At 71.1% G+C, this 19,249-nt stretch carries 17 protein-coding genes and 1 riboswitch; of the genes, 12 read left to right on the plus strand and 5 right to left on the minus strand.

What is annotated here, in order from left to right; genetic code table 11:
- Nucleotides 1-33: 33 nt before the first annotated feature.
- Entirely contained in the window at nt 34-285 is a 252-nt protein-coding gene (locus tag ACIBX3_RS16760) for a hypothetical protein (protein WP_397117703.1), read from the minus strand.
- Between the two features lie 186 nt (nt 286-471).
- Between ACIBX3_RS16760 and ACIBX3_RS16765 the strand changes: the two genes are divergently transcribed.
- The 6 genes from ACIBX3_RS16765 (at nt 472) to ACIBX3_RS16790 (ending at nt 5,560) form a co-directional block, all read left to right on the plus strand.
- Nucleotides 472-1,329, plus strand: coding sequence for a Gfo/Idh/MocA family protein (locus ACIBX3_RS16765; protein ID WP_397117705.1), 858 nt, complete (start codon nt 472-474; stop codon nt 1,327-1,329).
- Between the two features lie 20 nt (nt 1,330-1,349).
- Nucleotides 1,350-1,457: riboswitch (cobalamin riboswitch) on the plus strand.
- Nucleotides 1,458-1,528: 71 nt separating this feature from the next.
- Nucleotides 1,529-2,482 carry an ABC transporter substrate-binding protein gene (locus ACIBX3_RS16770; RefSeq protein ID WP_397117707.1) on the plus strand — a complete coding sequence of 318 codons (954 nt, stop codon included), beginning with the start codon at nt 1,529-1,531 and terminating at the stop codon, nt 2,480-2,482.
- A 2-nt stretch (nt 2,483-2,484) separates the two neighbouring features.
- Nucleotides 2,485-3,519, plus strand: a complete 1,035-nt coding sequence (locus ACIBX3_RS16775) for a FecCD family ABC transporter permease (protein ID WP_397117709.1) — start codon at nt 2,485-2,487, stop codon at nt 3,517-3,519.
- A complete protein-coding gene (locus ACIBX3_RS16780; protein WP_397117711.1) occupies nt 3,516-4,289 on the plus strand; it encodes an ABC transporter ATP-binding protein in 774 nt (257 codons plus the stop codon). The genes ACIBX3_RS16775 and ACIBX3_RS16780 overlap by 4 nt, the downstream gene beginning before the upstream one ends.
- Nucleotides 4,286-4,924, plus strand: coding sequence for an adenosylcobinamide amidohydrolase (locus tag ACIBX3_RS16785; RefSeq protein WP_397117713.1), 639 nt, complete (start codon nt 4,286-4,288; stop codon nt 4,922-4,924). The genes ACIBX3_RS16780 and ACIBX3_RS16785 overlap by 4 nt, the downstream gene beginning before the upstream one ends.
- Nucleotides 4,925-4,987: 63 nt before the next feature.
- Nucleotides 4,988-5,560, plus strand: a complete 573-nt coding sequence (locus ACIBX3_RS16790) for a Uma2 family endonuclease (protein ID WP_397117715.1) — start codon at nt 4,988-4,990, stop codon at nt 5,558-5,560.
- On the opposite strand, the gene ACIBX3_RS16795 is transcribed toward ACIBX3_RS16790, so the two are convergent.
- Complete coding sequence (locus ACIBX3_RS16795) at nt 5,518-7,218, minus strand: hydantoinase B/oxoprolinase family protein (RefSeq protein ID WP_397117717.1); 1,701 nt, start codon at nt 7,216-7,218, stop codon at nt 5,518-5,520. The genes ACIBX3_RS16790 and ACIBX3_RS16795 overlap by 43 nt on opposite strands.
- Nucleotides 7,215-9,230: a hydantoinase/oxoprolinase family protein gene (locus ACIBX3_RS16800; RefSeq protein WP_397117719.1), complete on the minus strand. Its 2,016-nt coding sequence runs from the start codon at nt 9,228-9,230 to the stop codon at nt 7,215-7,217. The genes ACIBX3_RS16795 and ACIBX3_RS16800 overlap by 4 nt, the downstream gene beginning before the upstream one ends.
- 106 nt (nt 9,231-9,336) lie before the next feature.
- On the opposite strand from ACIBX3_RS16800, the gene ACIBX3_RS16805 reads away from it, so the two are divergent.
- From ACIBX3_RS16805 to ACIBX3_RS16830, 6 genes are all read left to right on the plus strand, one after another.
- Nucleotides 9,337-10,806: a zinc ribbon domain-containing protein gene (locus ACIBX3_RS16805; RefSeq protein ID WP_397117721.1), complete on the plus strand. Its 1,470-nt coding sequence runs from the start codon at nt 9,337-9,339 to the stop codon at nt 10,804-10,806.
- Complete coding sequence (locus tag ACIBX3_RS16810; protein ID WP_397117723.1) at nt 10,806-12,488, plus strand: serine/threonine protein kinase; 1,683 nt, start codon at nt 10,806-10,808, stop codon at nt 12,486-12,488. The genes ACIBX3_RS16805 and ACIBX3_RS16810 overlap by 1 nt, the downstream gene beginning before the upstream one ends.
- A gap of 70 nt (nt 12,489-12,558) precedes the next feature.
- Nucleotides 12,559-13,215: a response regulator gene (locus ACIBX3_RS16815; RefSeq protein WP_397117725.1), complete on the plus strand. Its 657-nt coding sequence runs from the start codon at nt 12,559-12,561 to the stop codon at nt 13,213-13,215.
- Between the two features lie 70 nt (nt 13,216-13,285).
- Nucleotides 13,286-15,364 (plus strand): DUF6421 family protein, encoded by a 2,079-nt coding sequence (locus tag ACIBX3_RS16820; RefSeq protein ID WP_397117727.1) that lies wholly within the window; start codon nt 13,286-13,288, stop codon nt 15,362-15,364.
- Nucleotides 15,361-15,990: an SDR family NAD(P)-dependent oxidoreductase gene (locus ACIBX3_RS16825; protein ID WP_397117729.1), complete on the plus strand. Its 630-nt coding sequence runs from the start codon at nt 15,361-15,363 to the stop codon at nt 15,988-15,990. Before ACIBX3_RS16820 ends, ACIBX3_RS16825 begins: the two co-directional genes overlap by 4 nt.
- The gene (locus ACIBX3_RS16830; RefSeq protein WP_397117731.1) at nt 15,987-17,045 is read left to right on the plus strand and encodes a threonine aldolase family protein; all 1,059 of its coding nucleotides are present in this window, start codon (nt 15,987-15,989) and stop codon (nt 17,043-17,045) included. Before ACIBX3_RS16825 ends, ACIBX3_RS16830 begins: the two co-directional genes overlap by 4 nt.
- A gap of 61 nt (nt 17,046-17,106) precedes the next feature.
- Here the strand turns inward: ACIBX3_RS16830 and ACIBX3_RS16835 are convergent, their stop codons facing one another.
- Nucleotides 17,107-18,504, minus strand: a complete 1,398-nt coding sequence (locus ACIBX3_RS16835) for a phytoene desaturase family protein (RefSeq protein WP_397117733.1) — start codon at nt 18,502-18,504, stop codon at nt 17,107-17,109.
- On the minus strand, nt 18,504-19,136 hold the full coding sequence (locus tag ACIBX3_RS16840; RefSeq protein ID WP_397117735.1) for a DUF305 domain-containing protein: 633 nt from the start codon (nt 19,134-19,136) through the stop codon (nt 18,504-18,506). The genes ACIBX3_RS16835 and ACIBX3_RS16840 overlap by 1 nt, the downstream gene beginning before the upstream one ends.
- Nucleotides 19,137-19,249: the final 113 nt, after the last annotated feature.

A 19,249-nucleotide genomic window follows, 5' to 3' on the forward strand; every position in this document is an offset into this window, starting at 1 on the left:
ACTTGGGTAAACACAGAGAACCGAAGACGCTCGTCAAGTACGTCTCGATGTGGTCGCGGGCGCATGTGTTGTTGCGGTACTGGCCGTGGAGGGGAGCTCGGCGGCCTGGCCGTTCTCGAGGGCCTTCAGGGTCGCGGCCACCTCGAGCCGGCTGCTCGCCGGGTCGTACATGCCCCTGAACAGGAACAGGCGCAGTTGCTCGGCCGTGATCGGGTCGGCGGTCTGCCGGTCCGGCGCCGCTGAGGCGGCTCCGGCCGTGGAGATGGCGAGCACTAAACCCGCCAAAAGCGCGCTAATGAGACTTTTCCGCATTAAATCCCCGTTTCAAATCTCACCGTTGCCTTTACTGGAGGTAAGGCCGGACGGCCGCAATGCTGCAAAGATCTTGGGCGGAAAGCGGGGAGAGCGGTGATATGCCCCCCTTGAGTGGATCACGCCGCCGTGTCTCCTAAGGTGACCCTGGGAGGTCTCATGGAACCGGTGGCGGTCGGGTTGGTCGGAGCGGGGCCCTGGGCCCGGATGGCGCACGCGCCCATGCTGGCCAAGGGCCCGCACACGCGCCTGGCCGGGGTCTGGGCCCGGCGGCCCGAGGCGGCCGCCGGTCTCGGAGCGCCGGTCTTCGAGCGGATCGAGGAGCTGTTCGACGCCTGCGAGGCCGTGGCGTTCTGCGTGCCGCCCGCCGTCCAGGCCGCGCTCGGCGTCCGCGCCGCCCGCGCGGGCAAGCCGCTGCTGCTGGAGAAGCCGCTGGGCGAATCCCTCGACGCCGCCCGGCGCCTCGCCGGCGCGATCGCCGAGGCGGGCGTGGCCTCCCAGCTCGTGCTCACCCTCCGCTACGCCGTGGAGACCCGCACGTTCCTCGCCCGGTGCGGCGAGATCCAGCCGTTCGGCGGCCACGCCGCGAACATCTCCGGCGCCCTCCTCGGTGACCACCCCTTCGCCACCCCCTGGCGGCTGGAGCGCGGCGCGCTGCTCGACGTCGGCCCGCACGTGATCGACCTGCTGGACGCCGCGCTCGGCCCGGTGGCCGGCGTGCGCGCGCACGGCAATCCGCTCGGCTGGACCGGCCTGCTGCTGGAGCACGAGGGCGGCGCGGTCTCCGAGGTGTCGCTGTGCATGGCCGCCGTCGGCGACCTGCCGCCCGCGACGTTCGCCGTGTACGGCCGCACCGGCAACGCCGTCCTCCTGCCCTTCGACGACGACCCGCTGGACGTCGTCGCCGAGGAGTTCGCCCAGACGGTGCGCAACGGCGGCGGTCACCCGCTCGACGCCGCCCACGGGCTGAGGCTGCAGCGGATCATCGCCGAGGCGGAGGCCCAACTCGCCCCTTGACGTCCAGGGCATTTGGGAGATTGATACGGTTTGTCGAAAGCGCAGTGTTGCAGCGAAGTCCGGTGCGAGTCCGGCGCTGTCCCGCAACTGTCACAGCCAGGTCGCCTGCCTCTGCGCTGACGCCATCAACCCTCGTGGAAAAGGGTGATCCGTCGCTCATCGCGGGTCTCTCGGTTCCGACAGTGTGAAAGGACTTCTCGTGAGGCCCGTACGCACGGCCTTCGCGGGCGCGCTGCTGGGAACGCTGGTGCTGGCCGGATGCGGCCAGACCGGCACCACGGCCACCCCCACCTCCGCCCCCACCTCCTCCGCCGCGGCCCCGGCCGCGGAGGGCTTCCCCGTCACCATCGAGGCGGGCAACGGCAAGGTCACGCTCACCAAGAAGCCGGAGCGGATCGTCTCGCTCTCGGCCACCCACACCGAGACGCTGTTCGCCATCGGCGCGGGACCCCAGGTCGTCGCCGTTGACGATCAGTCCAACCACCCGCCAGAGGCCCCGAAGACCGACCTGTCCGGCTTCAAGCCGAACGTCGAGGCCATCGTCGCCAAGAAACCCGACCTGGTCATCGTCTCCGACGATCTCGACAAGGTCGTCGCCGAGCTGGGCAAGCTGAACGTGCCCGTCCTCCTCGAGCCCGCCGCCACCAAGATCGACGAGGCGTACGAGGAGATCGCGGAGCTGGGCGCGGCCACCGGCAACAAGGCCAAGGCCGACGAGGTGGTCGCCGGCATGAAGACGGCCATGGACAAGCTCGCCGCCCAGGCGCCCAAGGACAAGAAGCTCACGTTCTACCACGAGCTCGACCAGACGCCGTACGCGGCGACGTCGCAGACGTTCATCGGCCAGATCTACGCGATGTTCGGCCTCACCAACATCGCCGACAAGGCGCCCGACGCGGCAGGCGGCTACCCCAAGCTGTCGGCCGAGTTCGTGGCCCAGGCCGACCCCGACCTGATCTTCCTGGCGGACGTCAAGTGTTGTCAGCAGAACAAGGAGGCCCTGGCCAAGCGGCCAGGCTGGAAGAACCTGTCGGCGATCAAGAACGACCGGGTCATCCTGCTCGACGACGACGTCGCCTCCCGGTGGGGGCCGCGCATCGTGGAGCTCGCCGAGACCATCGGTGCCGCCGTGTCGAAGGCCGGCGCGAGCTGACCATGGCGACGCAGGACGGCCCGTCCAGGGCCAGACCCCTCTGGGTGGCGGGCGCCCTGGGCGTGCTGGCCGTCTCCATGATCGCCGGACTTCTCGACGGGGCCGCCGACATCCCGCCGTGGCGGGTCGTGCTCCAGGCCGCGGACTGGCTGCCGTTCGTGCACATCGACTCGGGGCTGGCGCCCGTAGAACAGGGGCTGCTGTACGAGCTGCGGCTGCCCAGGGTGCTCGTCGCCGCCGTGGTCGGCGGGCTGCTGGCCATGGCCGGGGCCGCGTACCAGGGGGTGTTCCGCAACCCGCTCGCCGACCCGTACCTGCTGGGCGCGGCCGCCGGCGCGGGGCTGGCCACGACGCTCGCCATCGTGGCGCTGCCGTCCGTGGCGGCCAGCATCCCCGTCGCCGCCTTCGCCGGGGCCGTGGGGGGCGTGTTCCTGGCCTACACGCTCGGCAACACGGCCGGGCGTGCGGGCGGCACCGCCACGCTGGTGCTGGCCGGGGTGGCGGTCACGTCGTTCCTGACCGCGATCCAGACGTTCGTGCAGCAGTTCAAGGTCGAGGAGCTGCAGCGCATCTACTCGTGGATCCTCGGCGACGTCGGCGGCGGCTGGGACCAGCTCTGGCTGGTGCTCCCGTACGCGGTCGTCTCCTCCGTGCTGCTCCTGCTGCACGGGCGCGTGCTCGACGTGCTCGCCGTCGGCGACGAGGAGGCCACCAGCCTGGGTTTGCGGGCGGCCAGGGTGCGCTTCACCGTGCTGCTGGCGGCCTCGCTGGCCACCGCGGCGGCCGTGGCGGTGAGCGGGCTGATCGGGTTCGTGGGCATCGTCGTCCCGCACGTCGTACGGCGGCTGGCGGGCGGCTCGTACCGGATCGTGCTGCCCCTGTCGCTGATCGGCGGCGCGGCCTTCCTCGTGCTGGGCGACCTCGTCGCCCGCACCGTCGTCGCCCCGGCCGAGCTGCCGATCGGCGTGGTCACGATGTTCGTCGGGGCGCCGTTCTTCGTGGGGATCCTGCGCATGACCAGGCGGGCGGTCACGTGATCGAGACCCGTGGCCTGTCGGTACGCCTCGGCGAGCGCGAGGTCGTCCACGACGTCGGCCTGCGGGTGCGCAGGGGAGAGTGGCTGGCGATCATCGGGCCGAACGGGGCCGGCAAGTCCACCCTGCTGAAAGCCGTCATGGGGCTGGTGGCGCACCGGGGCGACGTCACGCTGTCCGGGCGGCTGATCGCGGGGCTGAAGCCGCGTGAGCGGGCCAGGCTGCTGGCGTACGCGCCGCAGACGCCCGCGCTGCCGCCCGACATGCCGGTCTTCGACTACGCGCTGCTGGGGCGGACGCCGTACATCCCGTACTTGGGACGGGAGAGCCGCCACGACCGCGAGGTCACCGCCTCCGTGCTCGACCGGCTCGACCTGAACGCCCTCGCCACGCGCCGCGCCGGGGAGTTGTCCGGCGGGGAGCGGCAGCGGGTGGTGCTGGCCAGGGCGCTGGCCCAGCAGGCGCCCGTGCTGCTGCTCGACGAGCCGACCACCGCGCTCGACCTCGGGCACCAGCAGCAGGTGCTGGAACTGGTGGACCGGCTCAGGCGCGCCGACGGGCTCACCGTCGTCACCACCATGCACGACCTGACCGTGGCCGGACTGTACGCCGACGCGTTGCTCCTCCTCGCCGACGGCCGCGCCGTCGCCTCCGGCGAGCCCGCCCAGGTGCTGACCGAGGAATTGGTGGGACGGCACTTCGACGCCCATGTCAAGATCGAGCCTGGGCCGGACGGCCGGCCCGTCGTGCACCTGGTCAGGGGAGGGCCTTGAAGCTGACGTATCGGGTGGAGGAGGGGGTCCGGCTCGGGTCGCTGTTGTGGGAGTTCGGGCCGGGCTGGCGGATGATCTCCTCGGCGATGCTCGGCGGGGGCATCGGGGAGCGGGAGTGGGTGCTGAACGCGCAGGTCGTGGCCGGGTATTCGCGGATGGACCCGGTCGATCACCTGCTCTCGCTGGGGCCCGCAGGCCCGGGCGTCGGGATGATGACCGCCGCGTCGGTCGATCGGTACGTGCGGGCGGCGGACGGCGGCGTGGAGGCCGCCGCGACCGTGGGCTTACGCGTCCCCACTTGGGCGGCCGCCCCGGAGGGTTTCCGGGATCCGGAGCTGGCTCCGATGCGGGTCGGGACCGTCAACATCGTCGCCGTGATACCTGTGCCGATGACGGACGCCGCTCTGGTCAACGCCGTGATGACGGTCACGGAGGCGAAGTCGCAGGCGTTGATCGAGGCCGGGTTCCCGTGCACGGGGACGGCTTCGGACGCGGTGTGCGTGGCTGTGCCGGTCGAGGGGACGCCGGAGCTGTTCGGGGGACCTAGGTCGGAGTGGGGGGCTCGGGTGGCGAGGGCTGTGCATGCGGTCGTGCGACAAGGTGCCGAAGAGTGGCGGCCTCGTGACCCAAAGTGAGGAAATCCAGGGAAGTAGCATGTGGGCGAGGGCGAGACTCCCGATACTGAGTGGGTGACCGCAATGGCGACGATCGAACCGACGGAGCGCATGGCTTTTCCCATCGCGCCGTTCACTGTCGACGACCTGTTCAACTTCCCCGACGACGGGAACCGTTACGAGCTCTTCAACGGGAGCCTAGTAGTGAGCCCTGCCCCCACCCCCCAGCACCAGGACGCGCTCTCTCTGCTGTGGACGATTCTCCGCCGAACGGTGCCGTCGCATCTGAAGGTGCTGTTGACGGTCAACGTGCGCGCGTCGGACACGGACTTCTACATCCCGGACCTGGTCGTGGTGCCCAAGGGCAGGTTCAAGTCGGTCAAACTCATGTTCACGCCCGAGGACGTGCTGCTCGCTGTGGAGGTGGTCAGTCCGAGCACGAAGACACGTGACCGGGCGACCAAGGTCGAGGCATATGCCAAGGTTGGCATTCCCACTTACTGGCGTGTAGAGCTCGACGAAGGGCCGACGCTCTACGTCTACGACCTCGACGGCGACTCCTACAGAGGACCCGTCGCCCACAGGGCCGGGACCCTCGCATCACTGGCGACGCCCTACCCGATCAGCTTCAATCCTGCCGACCTGATCGAGGACTGAGTCTCGGCCCCGTAGTCCTCGGCCGCTCCTCGATGCGTGACGCGTCCCGCCTCGAGATCGGCCAGGACCGCCTTCGGGTCCCGTTCGCCGGGCGGGCCGAGGCCGGCGCCGCCCGTGGTCTCCACGATGAACGCCTCCCCGGCCGCGAACCGCACATTGTTGACCTTCGACGCGAGCCGTTCCACCGTCCCGTCCAGGTGGCGCTTGAAGAAGCCGCCCAGCCGGCCCGGCAGGCCGCCGTCCCGGCCCGGGGGCGGCAGGCGGAGGCGGTCGCCGCGGGTCGTCACATGGCAGTCGGCCAGGAAGCGGTACACCGTCCGCGAGCCCAGACCGCCGCGGAACCGGCCAGGACCTCCTGAGTCCGGGATCGTCTCGATCGACTCGACGATCAGCGGGCAGCGGCTTTCCACCGGCTCCGCCTGCGGCACCGAGTTGCGGCCGATGCCGAAGTGCACGCCCGTCGCGTCCGGCCCGTCCAGCCCCTGCCGGGCTCCCACGCCGCCGAAGTCGTACGAGAGGTGGATCCAGTACGGAGCCCCCACCGCGGCGATCGAGAACGGCTGCAGGATCCCGCTGGGCGCGATCGCCCGTTCGGGCACCGCGTCCGACAGGGCCTGGAAGACGGCCTCCATGGCGGCGTAGATCGGGACGTACCGGCCGCCGCAGGGGTAGGGGGAGCGGGCGTTCAGCAGGGAGCCCTCCGGCAGGTGCACGTCGATGGCGCGCAGGCAGCCGTCGTTCATCGGGACGGTCGGGTCCAGGAAACAGCGGAGCGCGAAGACGGCCGCCGCCAGGGACTGCGAGGCCGAGGCGTTGATCGCCGCCGGGACCTGCGGGTCCGTGCCCGCGAAGTCGAGCACGGCGCCGGTGGCGCCGAGGGTGACGGCGACCCGGATGTGATGCGATTTTTCGGGATTTATCCCGTCGTCATCGATCGGGTACGCCGCCTCGAACCGGCCCTCGGGCAGCTCGGCCAGGGAGGCGCGGGTCCTGGCCTCCGTGTAGTCCAGGTAGTCGTCGACGCCCGCCGCCAGGCCCTGCACTCCGTACTCGCCGATCAGCGACTCAAGGCGGGCGGCGGCCACCGCCGTGCCGGCCACGAGCGCCCGTACGTCGCCCATGACCTTGTCCGGGGTGCGGCTGTTGGCCCGCAGGACGGCCTCCATGGCCGGGTCGATCCCGTCCGCGGTCGCCAGGCGGACCGGAGGGAGCTGCAGGCCCTCCAGGAAGATGTCCGTGGCCAGCGGGGCCATCCCGCCTGCCGAGAGGCCGCCCAGGTCCGAGACGTGGATCATGGTGGCGGTGAAGTAGGCGGGGCTTCCGCCGACGAAGACCGGGCGGTAGACGAGCAGGTCGTTGGTGTGCACGCCACCCCGGTAGGCGTCGTTGAGCACGTACGCCTCACCCGGGCGCATCGTCTCCAAGGGGATGTCCTTGATCAGCTCGGGGAGCGCGACCTTGAGCGCCATGCTGTTCATGAGCGTGGTGGCCATGGAATGGGCGATCAGGCGTCCGCGGGCGTCGAGGACGGCGGCCGAGGCGTCGGAGCCCTCCACGATGAACGTGGAGTACGCCGAGCGCACCACCACGATGCTGGCCTCCTCCGCGGCCACCACCAGCGCGTTCCTGAGCACCTCCGCGGTGAGGGCGTCGGTCATGGGGCGGTCCCCTGGGTCAGGTGGACGGCGCGGGACCCGGTGAGGGTGGCGGTCCAGGCGGGCGGGACGACGATCGTGGACTCGGCGTCCTCGATGATCGCCGGGCCTTGGAGCGGGCCGTCCATGGTGTCCCTGGTGTGCACCGGGATCTCGACGTAGCCGCCCGTCTCCGGGAAGTACGCCCGCCTGGCGGTGGAGGGTGGTGGTGCGGGTTCCGCCGTACCGCCTCCCGCCGCACCGGCGGCGGGACGGTGCTGCTCGGCGGGGGTGGTGACGCGGATGCGGTAGCTGACCAGCTCGATCTCGCCCTCCTGCGCGATCCCGTACACCTGGCGGTACCTCTCGAAGAAGCGGGCGGCGAGGACGTCCCGCAAGGGGGACCAGCCGACGGTCAGGTCGTGGGACTGGCCCTTGAAACGTACGTCCACCGACCGCAGCACCCGCACCCCGGGATCGCCGAGGGAGACGCCCAGGTCGGACGACGCCTCCGCGGCCAGTTCGGTGAAGACCGCCTCCGGGTCGGCGTCCAGCCGGGACAGGACGCGGTCCGTGGAGAGGTCCCCGGCCAGCAGGCCCGCCGCCGACGCCACCCCGCAGTACGCGGGCACCACCACCGTGGAGATCCCGAACCGCTCCGCCACCCGGGCCGCGTGCATCGGCCCCGCGCCGCCGAAGGCCACCAGGGCGAAGCCGCGCGGGTCGATCCCGCGCTGGACCGTCACCACGTGCACGGCCGACGCCATCGAGGCGCTGACGATCTCGTGCACGGCGTACGCCGCCTGCTCCCGCGACACCCCGAGTGGCCCCGCGAGCCGGTCGAGGGCCTTGTCCGCCAGCGGCGGCGACAGCGGGATGGAGGCCGAGGCGAGATAGCCGAGCACCAGGTTCGCGTCCGTGACGGTCGGCTCGGAGCCGCCCAGGCCATAACAGGCCGGGCCAGGCGATGAGCCGGCCGAGTGCGGGCCCACGCGCAGCGCGCCCGCCGCGTCGAGCCAGGCGATGCTGCCGCCGCCCGCCCCCACCTCCGCCAGGTCGATGGCCGGGGTCTTGATCGGCACGCCGGTGCCCGCCCGCCGCCCGCCGAAGCTGCCCTTGCCACCCACGTGGAACTCGTGGGTGATCTCCGGCCGCCCGCCGCGCACCACGCATGCCTTGGCGGTGGTGCCGCCCATGTCGAACGAGATGACGTTCGCGAACCCCGTCCCGGCCGCCGCCAGCACGCCCGCCGCCGGGCCCGACTCGATCGTGGCCACCGCCCGCCTGGCGGCCAGCTCGGCGGAGATCACGCCGCCGCTCGACTCCATGACGTGGATGGGCGCGTGGATGCCGGCCTCGGCCAGCCGCTCGCGCAGCCGCGAGAGATAAGAAGCCATCAATGGGCCGATATATGCGGACATGATGGTGGTGGTGGCGCGCTCGTATTCACGGATTTCCGGCCACACCTCCGACGAGGTCACCACGTTCGCGACCGATTCCCGCAGGATCGCGGCGACCTGCCGTTCATGGTCCGGATTGGCGTACGCGTGCAGCAGGCACACGGCCGCCGACGCGATGCCCCGTCGCGTGATCTCCGCGGCGACCCGTCGTACCGAGCCGGGGTCCAGCGGCGTCAGGACGTCGCCGCGCGCCGAGATCCGCTCCACCACCTCGAAGCAGTCCCCGGCGGTCACCGGGGGAGGGGGCGGCGAGAAGCGCAGATCGTACCGGTCCTCCTCGACGCGGGCGTAGCGGCCGAGCGGGATGGCCGCGCGGAAACCCTGGGTCGTGACGTAGGCGACCCGCACGCCCTTGCGCTCGAGGACCGCGTTGGTGGCCAGGGTGGTGGCGTGCACCACCCGCGTGACCTGCGCGGGGTCGCGGTCAGCGAGGGCGCGTGTAACGCCGGTGACGATTCCCGCGATGGGGTCATAGGGGGTGCTCAAACATTTGGCCACGGCAATCGCGCCGGACGTGTCGCGAAGGACCACGTCGGTGAAGGTGCCGCCGACATCGACGCCGATCACGTAGCCCATCCGGGTACGTTATTCCGCCTAGCAAGCGCTTGTCTACGTAGCGGTCTATTGACTTACGGCATGTGCTTGGGACCCTTGTCCTATTCCTGTGTTCTTTGGAGCGGAGATGGCGCGCCTCACAGCTCTGGCCGGTGGCGTCGCGGTGGCACTGGTGCTGACCGCGATGCCGGTGGCGGCTCACGAGCACCCGAGCGGGATCACCGACCTGGTGACCCCGGCCGTGGTGCGGGTGGAAGCCGTGTCCCACGTGGAGATCACTCTGCTCGATCACATCGGCGAGCTGAAACACGTGGAGAGGTCCTATGACATCCCGTTCGCGTCGGGCACGGCGACCGTGGTCAACCCCGACGGGACGATGGTCGCGCTCCGGCGCCTGGCGGTGAACCCCAACGACGTCGCGATCTACGCTGCCAACAAGGTCTTCGCCGAGCACCACAAGGTGAAGGTCCCCCTCGACTACAAGAAGCACAAGCTCTCCGACGACCAGCTCAACCGCCACCTGCAGGCGTGCTACCCGCCCAAGAGCGACACCGCCACCTGCATCATCAACGTCACCACCGAGATCACGGCCTTCCCCAACGTGTCACCGGCCAGCACCGACGGCTTCAAGGTCAAGTGCATCAAGGCGGGCCCGGCGCCCGACAGCCCCGCCGTGCTGGTGCCGCTGACCCCGTTCGCGGGCAGCCTCGGCATGCCGACCGCGCCGCTCGCCGACAAGGTGCCCGATCAGGAGGGCTCGCCCGCCGGCATCGCCGGTTTCCTCGGCCGGCCGGGGCCGAACGTGCAGCACACCGTCGAGATCGCCCACCTGAGCAAGGGCGGCGGCCAGGGAGAGACCGGCAGGCCGTTCGCCGACCCCGAGAAGAAGGTGGACGAGCCGGTCAAGCTGGGCGGCCTGGCCGACAAGGGGCTGGTGGGCGCACCGGTGATCGGCGACAAGAACGGCCACGTCATAGGCCTGCTCGTCGGCGGCGGCAAAGAAGGCAAGATGATCGGCGTCAGGGAGATCACCGGCATCCTGTCCCAGGCCAAGGTCGTGCCGCGCAGGGGCGCGATCGACACGGCGTTCGAGGCGGCGCTGACCCGCTACCACACCAAGTACTTCACCGAGGCCGCCCCGGGCTTCCAGCGCGTGCTGGAGCTCTATCCTGGGAACGTGGTGGCCGCGGACCTGCTGAAGACCTCGCTGGCCAAGCGCGGCGGTCCGGAGGACCAGGGCACCAAGCGGGCGGCCGCCGAGCCGGCGGGGTCCATGCCGCTGTGGCCGTTCATCGTGGCGGCGGCGATACTTTTCATAGCCGCCAGCGGTGGAGCGTATTTGTTGTGGCGCCGCCGCACTCCTGATAAACCGACAGAATTGCCGCAACCGCTGGCGGCCGGTCCACCGCTCGACCTCGACGACGGCGCCAACCAGACCGTGGTCGTGCGGCGATCCCAGCCGTTCCAAGTGGTCCCGCAGCAGCAGCAGGTGATGACGGCGCAGGATCCGGGGGTCAAATACTGCACCTCGTGCGGCATGAGGCTCGGGCCCGCGCACCGCTTCTGCGGCTACTGCGGTCACCCCATCGAGACGTGATGCAATTGAATGAAAGATCGCTCATCGGCCAGGAGGTGGCCGGGTACTACATCGAGGACATCGTCGGCAAGGGCGGCATGGCCGTCGTCTACCTGGCGCTCGACCCGAGGTTGAGCCGCCGCGTGGCGCTGAAGATCCTCAACCCGGTGCTCAGCGTCGACGACCGGTTCAGGCAGCGGTTCATCCTGGAGTCCAGGACGGTCGCGAGCATCGAGCATCCCAACATCATCCCCATCTACGAGGCCAACGCGGACGCCGACGGCGTGCTCTACATCGCCATGCGCTACGTCGACGGCCTCGACCTGCGCCGCCTCATCTACGACCGCGGCCCGCTGCCGATCGGCCAGGCCAACCAGATCTTCGCCCAGGTGGCCGCCGCGCTCGACGCCGCGCACGCGCACGACCTCATCCACCGCGACGTCAAACCGGCCAACATCCTGCTCGCCGACAACCACGTCTACCTGACCGACTTCGGCATCACCAAGCACCGCTCGTCGATCTCCGGGCTGACCCAGACCGACCAGTTCATCGGCACGCCCCGGTACATGTCACCCGAGCAGATCAACAAGGAGCACATCGACGGCCGGTGCGACCAGTACGCGCTGGCCTGCGTGGTCTACGAGGCGCTGTCGGCGCGGCTGCCGTTCCAGCGGGAGAACGACATCGCGCTGCTGTGGGCGCACCTGGCCGAGCAGCCCACGCCGCTGTCGCAGATCAGGCCGGAGCTGCCGCCCGCGATCGACGCCGTGATGATGCGCGGCCTGGCCAAGTCGCCCGAGCAGCGCTACGCGACCTGCACCGAGTTCGTCTCCGCGCTGCGCGACGCGATCAGCGGGCAGCACGAGTTCCTGCCGTCCGACGTCGCAGGCGCGGCGCCTCTCATTCCCCGGCCGGGCACCAGCCCGCACTCCGGGCCGCATCCCGTGCCGGGCTCGGGCGCCCACCCCGTGCCGCACTCGGGACCGTCGTCCGGTCCGCACCCGGGGCCCAGGCGTGGTGAGCCGGGCCACGCGGCCCCGTTCGGGCAGCCGCCCGGTGGGGTCGCGCCGCCCACGCAGCCGTCCGGGCGGCGCAAGCGGCCCGGCCGCGTCCCGATCGTGGCCGCCACGCTGGTCGCCGCCGTCGCCGCGCTCGCCCTGGTCGCGTTCATCATCATGAGCCACCGCGGCGACACCTGGTCCCGCTACCAGACCAGCACGGCCGCGCCGCTCACGTTCGACTATCCGGGCGACTGGACCGTACGCACCCACCGCGACCTGTTCGCCGTGGCCTCGCCGCACGCCCAGGAGTTCGAGTCCCTGTTCGTGGCCGGTCCCGGCGCCGACTGGTCGACGGTCTCCCAGATCGTCGCCGAGGACCCCGACGCGGCCTCCGGCGTGTACGTGCAGATCTCCGACACCCTCGACCCCGCCGGCGACTCCGAGCAGATGAAGGCCAAGATGGAGGTCATGCTCCCGGGCGAGGTCGATGTCGGCAAGCCCGTGCAGGACCAGGCCGGCAACCGCCCCGCCACCCGCTTCGACGGTTCGCTGCGCGACCCCGCGACCGGCGCCAGGCTCGCGTTCGTGAGCTACGTCATCGACCGCGAGCCCAAGACCATGCTCGTGATGTACTTCTGCGCCAAGACCACCTGTGACGACGCCACCCAGACCCGCATCAGGCAGAGCGTCCACGTGTCGTGACTTGGAACTCACTTGTGTACGGCTTGACCTGGGTGTTCAAGGCATGCGCCCGGCGTCTACCCTCCGGCATGTGGGCATTCGCATAGTCATCGCCGACGACCAGGCGATGGTCAGGGCCGGGTTACGCATGGTCGTCGACAGCGACCCCGGCATGGAAGTCGTCGGCGAGGCCGCCGACGGGCTGGAGGCCATCGCCGTGGCCCGGCGCACCCGCCCGGACATCGTCTTGATGGACATCTCGATGCCCAGACTCGACGGGCTGTCCGCGGCCAGGGAACTGCTGGAGACCCCGTCGCCACCCAAGATCGTCACGCTGACCACGTTCGACACCGACGAGAACCTCTACGCCGCGCTGCGCGCCGGCACCAGCGGCTTCCTGCTCAAGGTGTCGCCGCCGGAGCAGCTGCTGGAGGCGATCAGGGTGGTGCACTCCGGGGACGCGCTGCTCGATCCGGCGGTGACCAGCCGGGTGATCGCCTCGTTCGCCGGTCGCGCCGACCCGACGCCCTCGCCCATGCTGGGCGAGCTGACGCCGCGCGAGCTGGAGGTGCTGCGGCTGCTGGCGCGCGGCCTCACCAACGCGGAGATCGCCCGGGAGCTGTACGTGGGGGAGGCGACGGTCAAGACGCACGTGGCGCGCGTGCTGATGAAGCTCTCGCTGCGCGACCGGGCGCAGGCCGTGGTGTTCGCGTACGAGTCCGGTGTCGTCCGGCCCGGAGCCGCCTGAGGGTTTGGTGAAACGACTCCTTTCATGTGTATATTTTCCTGCAATAGGCCATGGATGCAGGAGATATTTCATGCGAGCGTTCCCCCGGGTGTTGTTCGACGAGGCGCACAGCGAGTCGTGGACGGTCCGGCGCGAGGTGGCCGAGGCCATCAACCCCGCGCACCCCGACGACAACAGCTACGCCCGCGCGGCCGGGCTGCTGCGGCACCTGGGGCACACCGTGGCCGCGCACACCTCGGGGCCGCTCGACGCCGAGGTCCTGGCCGGGCAGGACGTCCTGGTGATCGCGCACCCGTCGGGGGAGCGCTGGGAACGCACCATCGGCGCGGGCAGCCCGGTGTTCTCCGACGCCGAGCTGGACGCCATCGAGGACTATGTCGCCGGTGGCGGCGGGCTGGTGGTGCTGGCCGAGGAGGAGCAGGACAAGTACGGCAACAACCTGCGCGAGCTGCTCGGGCGCTTCGGGGTCGGGGTCGGGCACACCACCGTGCGCGACCCCGGGAACGCGCACCGGGACGTGGCCACCTGGGTGCTCGCCGCGCGCGCCACCATGGACGGGCTGCTGGCGGGCGTCAGGACCGCCTGCTTCTACCGCACGGGCGTGCTGACCCTGGCCGCCGAGGGGACGGTCCTGTTCAGGACGTCCGCCACGGCCGACCCGGCGGGCGCGCCGCTCGCCGTGGCCGTCAGGCACGGCAAGGGCAGGGTCGTCGTGTTCGCCGACTCCGACCTGTTCGGCGACGACTCCATCGACGACCACGACCACCGCAGGCTGTGGGGCAACGTGGTCACCTGGGCCGCCCGCGTCCCGGCCGCCGTCGCGGCCGGAGGGGCGCGTGACGAGGCCCGTGACGAGGCCAAGGCCGCGCTGTTCGCCCGGCTCAAGGCGGCCGTCGAGGAGCTGAGGCCGCTGCAGGTCAAGGACGGCTCGGTGCGGCAGGAGGCGAAGGAGGAGGCCAGGGCGCTGGTGGGGCGGATCGCCGAGCACGTGGGCGAAATATCGCCTTATTTCCCCCACGACGCCGCGTACCTCCAGGCCGTCCAGCGTGACCTCGCCGCCTGGGCCGACGGGGACCTGGGCGTGCCCGACTTCCTCGGCTCGCTCGACCTCTTCCACCCCGACACCCAGCGCGTGGACGGCCTGGAGCACGTCGTGGTGTTCCCCATGTACACCCAGAACGGCAACCCGGACCGCAACCTCGAGGCCGTCTGGATCCGCACGATCTGGCCGGACTGGCTGGCCCGGCTGGAGGCGAACGGCTACGACAACCCGATGTTCGTGCCGATCGCGTTCGAGGACTTCACCTCCGGCTACGACACCCACTCGGCCGTGCTGTTCCCCGAGACGGTCGCGGTGCGCCAGACGCCCGCCCGCTTCACCTGGGGCGGCATCTTCGCCGACCGGGAGGCCGCCAGGTTCCGGCGGGTGTCCGCGGCCGCCGTGGCCATGCTCAAGCTCGACCTGCCGCCGGACGCCGCCCGGCTGCTGGACTGCCAGCAGCTCGCGCAGGACACGTTCGTGCTGTGGGATCTCGTCCACGACCGCACGCACAGCCACGGCGACCTGCCGTTCGACCCGTTCATGATCAAGCAGCGGATGCCGTACTGGCTGTACTCGCTGGAGGAGCTGCGCTGCGACCTGACCGCGTTCGGGGAGGCGGTGGAGCTGGAGCGGCAGGGGGTGCCGCACGCCCGGTACGTCCAGCACGCGATCCTGTTCGACCGGCTGTTCCGGTTCCCGATCAGCGGGGACCGGGTGCGGAACTACGACGGGCTCGGCGGCCAGTTGCTCTTCGCCTGCCTGCACCGCAACGACGTCGTGCGGTGGACGGACAACCGCCTGTCGATCGGCTGGGAGCGGGTCGCGGACGGGGTGGCCGGCCTGCGCGGCGAGGTGGAGAAGCTCTACCGCGACAGCATCGACCGGTCCAAGCTGGCGCACTGGCTGGCGGCGTACGAGCTGGTGAGCGCGTACGTGGCGCCGCACCCGGCGTCCACCTGGGCGAAGGGGATCGAGGCGCTGCCGGAGGAGCAGAAGGCCAAGGTGGACGCGGTGCTGCCGGACGAGTTCCCCCTGAGCATGTTCTACGAGGCGCTGCGCCGTAAGCTGGCCGATGTCGTCGAATCGACCAAGGGACTCCGAGCATGATCATTCTGGTGACCGGGGCCGGAGGGCCCACGGGTGAGGCTGTAACCGGATATTTCCGGAAAAATGGTCACACTGTGATCGGTGTCGACAAGGAGCAGGTCGATCTCCTCGACCGCGCGGCGGTGCGGCAGCTGGCCGAGAGCGTCGACCGCGAGTACGGGCGCGTGGACGGTGTGGTGCACCTGGTCGGCGGGTGGCGCGGGTCCGCCACGTTCGCCGAGACCAGCCTCGAGGACTGGGACGTCCTGCACGACCTGCTGATCCGCACGCTCCAGCACGTGTCGCTGGCCTTCGAGCCGCTGCTGCGCCGCAGCGGCAACGGCCGCTTCGTGATCGTCTCCGCCAAGGCGGCCGAGCGGCCGGCCGCCGGCGGCGCCGTGTACGCGGCGGCCAAGGCGGCGGCGGAGGCGTGGACCCTCGCGCTGGCCGACGCGCTCTCCGGCACGGGCAGCGCCGCCACGATCCTGGTCGTGAACGCCCTGGTGAACGACGCCATGCGCGCGGCCAAGCCGGACGCCCGCTTCACCGGCTTCACCGACGTCAACGACCTGGCGGCGGCGATCGGCGGCCTGTACGACCGTCCCGCCGCCGAGATCAACGGCATGCGATTGGACCTCACTTCTTGATTCCCCGGCACGACCCCCAGCTCAAGACGTTCGCCAGCGACAACTACGCCGGCGTGCACCCCGAGATCCTCCAGGCCATCGCGACCGCCAACGGCGGCCACCAGATCGCCTACGGCGACGACGTCTACACCGAGGCTCTGCAGGACGTCTTCCAGCGCCACTTCGGCGAGCAGGCGCGGGCCTGGCCGGTCTTCAACGGCACGGCCGCGAACGTCGTCTCCCTGCGCGCCATGACCGCGCACTGGGAGGCGGTCATCTGCGCCGAGACCGCCCACATCAACACCGACGAGGGAGGCGCCCCCGAAGTCGTGGGCGGCATCAAGCTCCTGACGGTCCCCACGCCCGACGGCAAGCTCACGCCCGAGCTGATCGACCGGCAGGCGTGGGGCTTCGGCGACGTCCACCGCGCCCAGCCGCGCGTGGTGTCGATCTCGAACACCACCGAGCTGGGCACCCTCTACACGCCCCCCGAGATCGCCGCGATCTGCGCGCACGCCCACGAACGGGGGCTGCTCGTCCACCTGGACGGCTCCCGTCTGACGAACGCCGCGGCGGCCCTGGACGTGCCCATGCGGGCGCTCACCACGGATGCCGGAGTGGACGTGCTGTCCTTCGGCGGCACCAAGATCGGCCTCCTGTACGGCGAGGCCGTCGTCGTCCTCAACCCGGACGCCGCCACCGGGATCGACTACATCCGCAAGACGTTCATGCAGCTGTCGTCGAAGATGCGCTTCGTGTCGGCGCAGTTCGAGGCGCTGCTGTCGGGGGACCTGTGGCTCCGGAACGCGCGCCGGGCCAACGCCATGGGACGGCGGCTGGCCGACGCGGTCCGCGACATCCCGGGCGTCGGGCTGCCCCGGCCCGTCGAGGCCAACGCCGTCTTCGCCGTCCTGCCCAGGGACGTGACCGAGCGCCTGCAGAAGCGGTTCCGCTTCTACACGTGGAACGAGGCGACGGGGGAGGTGCGCTGGATGTGCGCCTTCGACACGACGGAGGCCGACGTGGACGCCTTCGCGGCCGCCATCGCCGAGGAGATGACCGCCGCCGGCTCCTGACGCCGGGGTGACGGCCCGATTCCGGTCCTGTCCGCCGCCGCGTCGCGCCGCGCGGCGGTCGTCAGGAACGCACGGCCAGGCGGGCCGCCTGCCAGCCGCCCATCCCGTGCACCGACGCCCCGGGCGGCGTCGAGGCCGAGCACAAGAACACCCCGGGCAGCGGGGTACGCCACGGCGCCGGAGACCAGACGGGCCGGTTCACGAACTGGAGCAGCCCGGCCATCCCACCGCCGATGTCGCCCCCCACCAGGTTCGGGTTGCCCGCCTCGAGCTCAGCCGGCCCCATGGCATGCCTGGCCAGCACCCGGTCACGAAACCCGGGAGCGTACCGCTCGATCTGATTCTCGATGGCCTCCGTCATGTCGACCGTGGACCCGTGGGGAACGTGGCAGTACGCCCAGAGTGTGTGCCCGCCCCTCGCCGGGTCGGCCGCGTACGGCTGGACGAGCAGTACGTACGGCCGGGGCGAGTGCCGCCCGGCGGCCATCTCCGCCTCGCTGAGCGCGATCTCCTCCAGCGTCCCGCCCAGGTGCACCGTCCCCGCGCCGGCCACCGCCGGGTCCCGCCACGGCACCGGCCCGTCCAGCGCCCAGTCCAGCTTGAACACCCCGGGACCGTAGCGGAAGCGCTGGAGCCGCCGCCGGTAGCCGGCGGGCAGATCCGCCATGGCGAGGAACTGCCTGGGCGTCACGTCGAGCACCACGATCGGCGCGTCCAGCTCCGCCAGGCGGCGCACCCGGTGCCCGGTGACCGCCTCGCCGCCCAGCGACCTCAGCTCGGCCACGAGCGCGTCGGCCAGCACCTGCGACCCGCCCCGCACCAGCGGCCAGCCCACCAGGTGGGCCAGGGACGCCAGCAGCAGGCCGTAGCCGGCGGTGACGGGGGAACGCAGGTCGAGGATGGAGTGCGCGGCCATGCCCGCGATCAGGGCCCGCCCTTCCACGGTCCGGAACGCCCGCCGGGCGAACGTCGTGGCCGGCAGCGCGCCGACGAGCCCGAACCGGGCCGCCTGCGCGAACGCCCGCACCGGCACGTCCCACGGCCCCAAGGGTTTGAGCAGCAGCTCCACCAGCGGGAACCCGGCTCGCGCCGTCGCGCCGGCCGTCGCCAGCCACGCGCCCGCGTCGCGCCCGAGCGCCTCGGCGGTGCGGCGCGGGTCGCGGTGCACGAGCACGGCAGGACGGTCGTCCAGCGGATGCGCCACGGGCACGGCCGGATGGGCGAACTCGACGCCCTTGAGTTCCAGCGCCCGGAACGCCGGGGACGCCAGCGCCATCGCCATCACGGTCGCGCCGAGGTCGTGCACCCGCCCCGGCAGCGTCAGCTCGCCGGAGCGGAGGCCGCCGCCGAACCGGTCGGCCGCCTCCAGCAGCAGCACCCGGCGACCGGTGCGGGCCAGTGTGACGGCGGCGACGAGCCCGTTGGGCCCGGAGCCCACGACGACGGCGTCCGCGTCCATTACCGCGGAGTGAGTATCGACGGATAGGGCTGGGCGCCGCGCTTGCTCAGCAGGTCCGTCATGAGCTTGATCTCGCCGCTCTGCCCCTTGACGATGTTCTGAGCCATGCGCACCACCTCGGGGCGCGTGGACAGCTTCAGCAGGCCCTCGGACATCTGCACGCCGCCCTCGTGGTGGCGGATCATCAGCTGCAGGAACAGGATCTCGGCCTGCGTGCCCTGCGCCTCCCTGAGCTTGGTCAGCTCCTCCGGCGTGGCCATGCCGGGCATCGTGCCGGGCTTGACCGTGACGCCGCCGTGCCCGTGGCCGCTCATCCAGGCCATCGGCTTCTGGTCGGTCACCTGGCCGAGCTCCCACTGATCCAGCCAGCCCAGGAACATGCCGCGCTGGTTGGCCTGGGTGTAGATGATGTCGAAGGCCAGGTTCCTGATCTCCTTGGCGGGGCCCTTGTCCCTGATCGTGAAGGCCATGTCGACGGCCTGCGCGTGATGAGTGGCCATGTCGCGGGCGAACCCGGCCTCGGGCGAGGAGTCGCCGGGCGTGCCAGAGCGGCCGAAGAGCAGAAAGGCGGCCGCGGCGAGCACCAGCACGGCGCCGACGGCGAGGATTTGTTTCGTGACGGGCTTTTCCATGGCTCGTCCAGCGTACCCATCTGCGGGCAAGGCCCGTGATCGGACGCTTATGCGGCCCTTATTCTCCGCATACGTGCGGAGGGCATAGGGTGACCCCTGATTGATTCGCCGAT

It is taken from the genome of Nonomuraea sp. NPDC049480, from assembly GCF_044465905.1.
Lineage (GTDB): Bacteria > Actinomycetota > Actinomycetes > Streptosporangiales > Streptosporangiaceae > Nonomuraea.

Coding starts and splice junctions, on each gene's coding strand:
- ACIBX3_RS16765 (WP_397117705.1), top strand. CDS start 472: ATGGAACCGGTGGCGGTCGGGTTGGTCGGAGCGGGGCCCTGGGCCCGG.
- ACIBX3_RS16775 (WP_397117709.1), top strand. CDS start 2,485: ATGGCGACGCAGGACGGCCCGTCCAGGGCCAGACCCCTCTGGGTGGCG.
- ACIBX3_RS16790 (WP_397117715.1), top strand. CDS start 4,988: ATGGCGACGATCGAACCGACGGAGCGCATGGCTTTTCCCATCGCGCCG.
- ACIBX3_RS16795 (WP_397117717.1), bottom strand. CDS start 7,218: ATGACCGACGCCCTCACCGCGGAGGTGCTCAGGAACGCGCTGGTGGTG.
- ACIBX3_RS16800 (WP_397117719.1), bottom strand. CDS start 9,230: ATGGGCTACGTGATCGGCGTCGATGTCGGCGGCACCTTCACCGACGTG.
- ACIBX3_RS16805 (WP_397117721.1), top strand. CDS start 9,337: ATGGCGCGCCTCACAGCTCTGGCCGGTGGCGTCGCGGTGGCACTGGTG.
- ACIBX3_RS16810 (WP_397117723.1), top strand. CDS start 10,806: ATGCAATTGAATGAAAGATCGCTCATCGGCCAGGAGGTGGCCGGGTAC.
- ACIBX3_RS16820 (WP_397117727.1), top strand. CDS start 13,286: ATGCGAGCGTTCCCCCGGGTGTTGTTCGACGAGGCGCACAGCGAGTCG.
- ACIBX3_RS16825 (WP_397117729.1), top strand. CDS start 15,361: ATGATCATTCTGGTGACCGGGGCCGGAGGGCCCACGGGTGAGGCTGTA.
- ACIBX3_RS16835 (WP_397117733.1), bottom strand. CDS start 18,504: ATGGACGCGGACGCCGTCGTCGTGGGCTCCGGGCCCAACGGGCTCGTC.
- ACIBX3_RS16840 (WP_397117735.1), bottom strand. CDS start 19,136: ATGGAAAAGCCCGTCACGAAACAAATCCTCGCCGTCGGCGCCGTGCTG.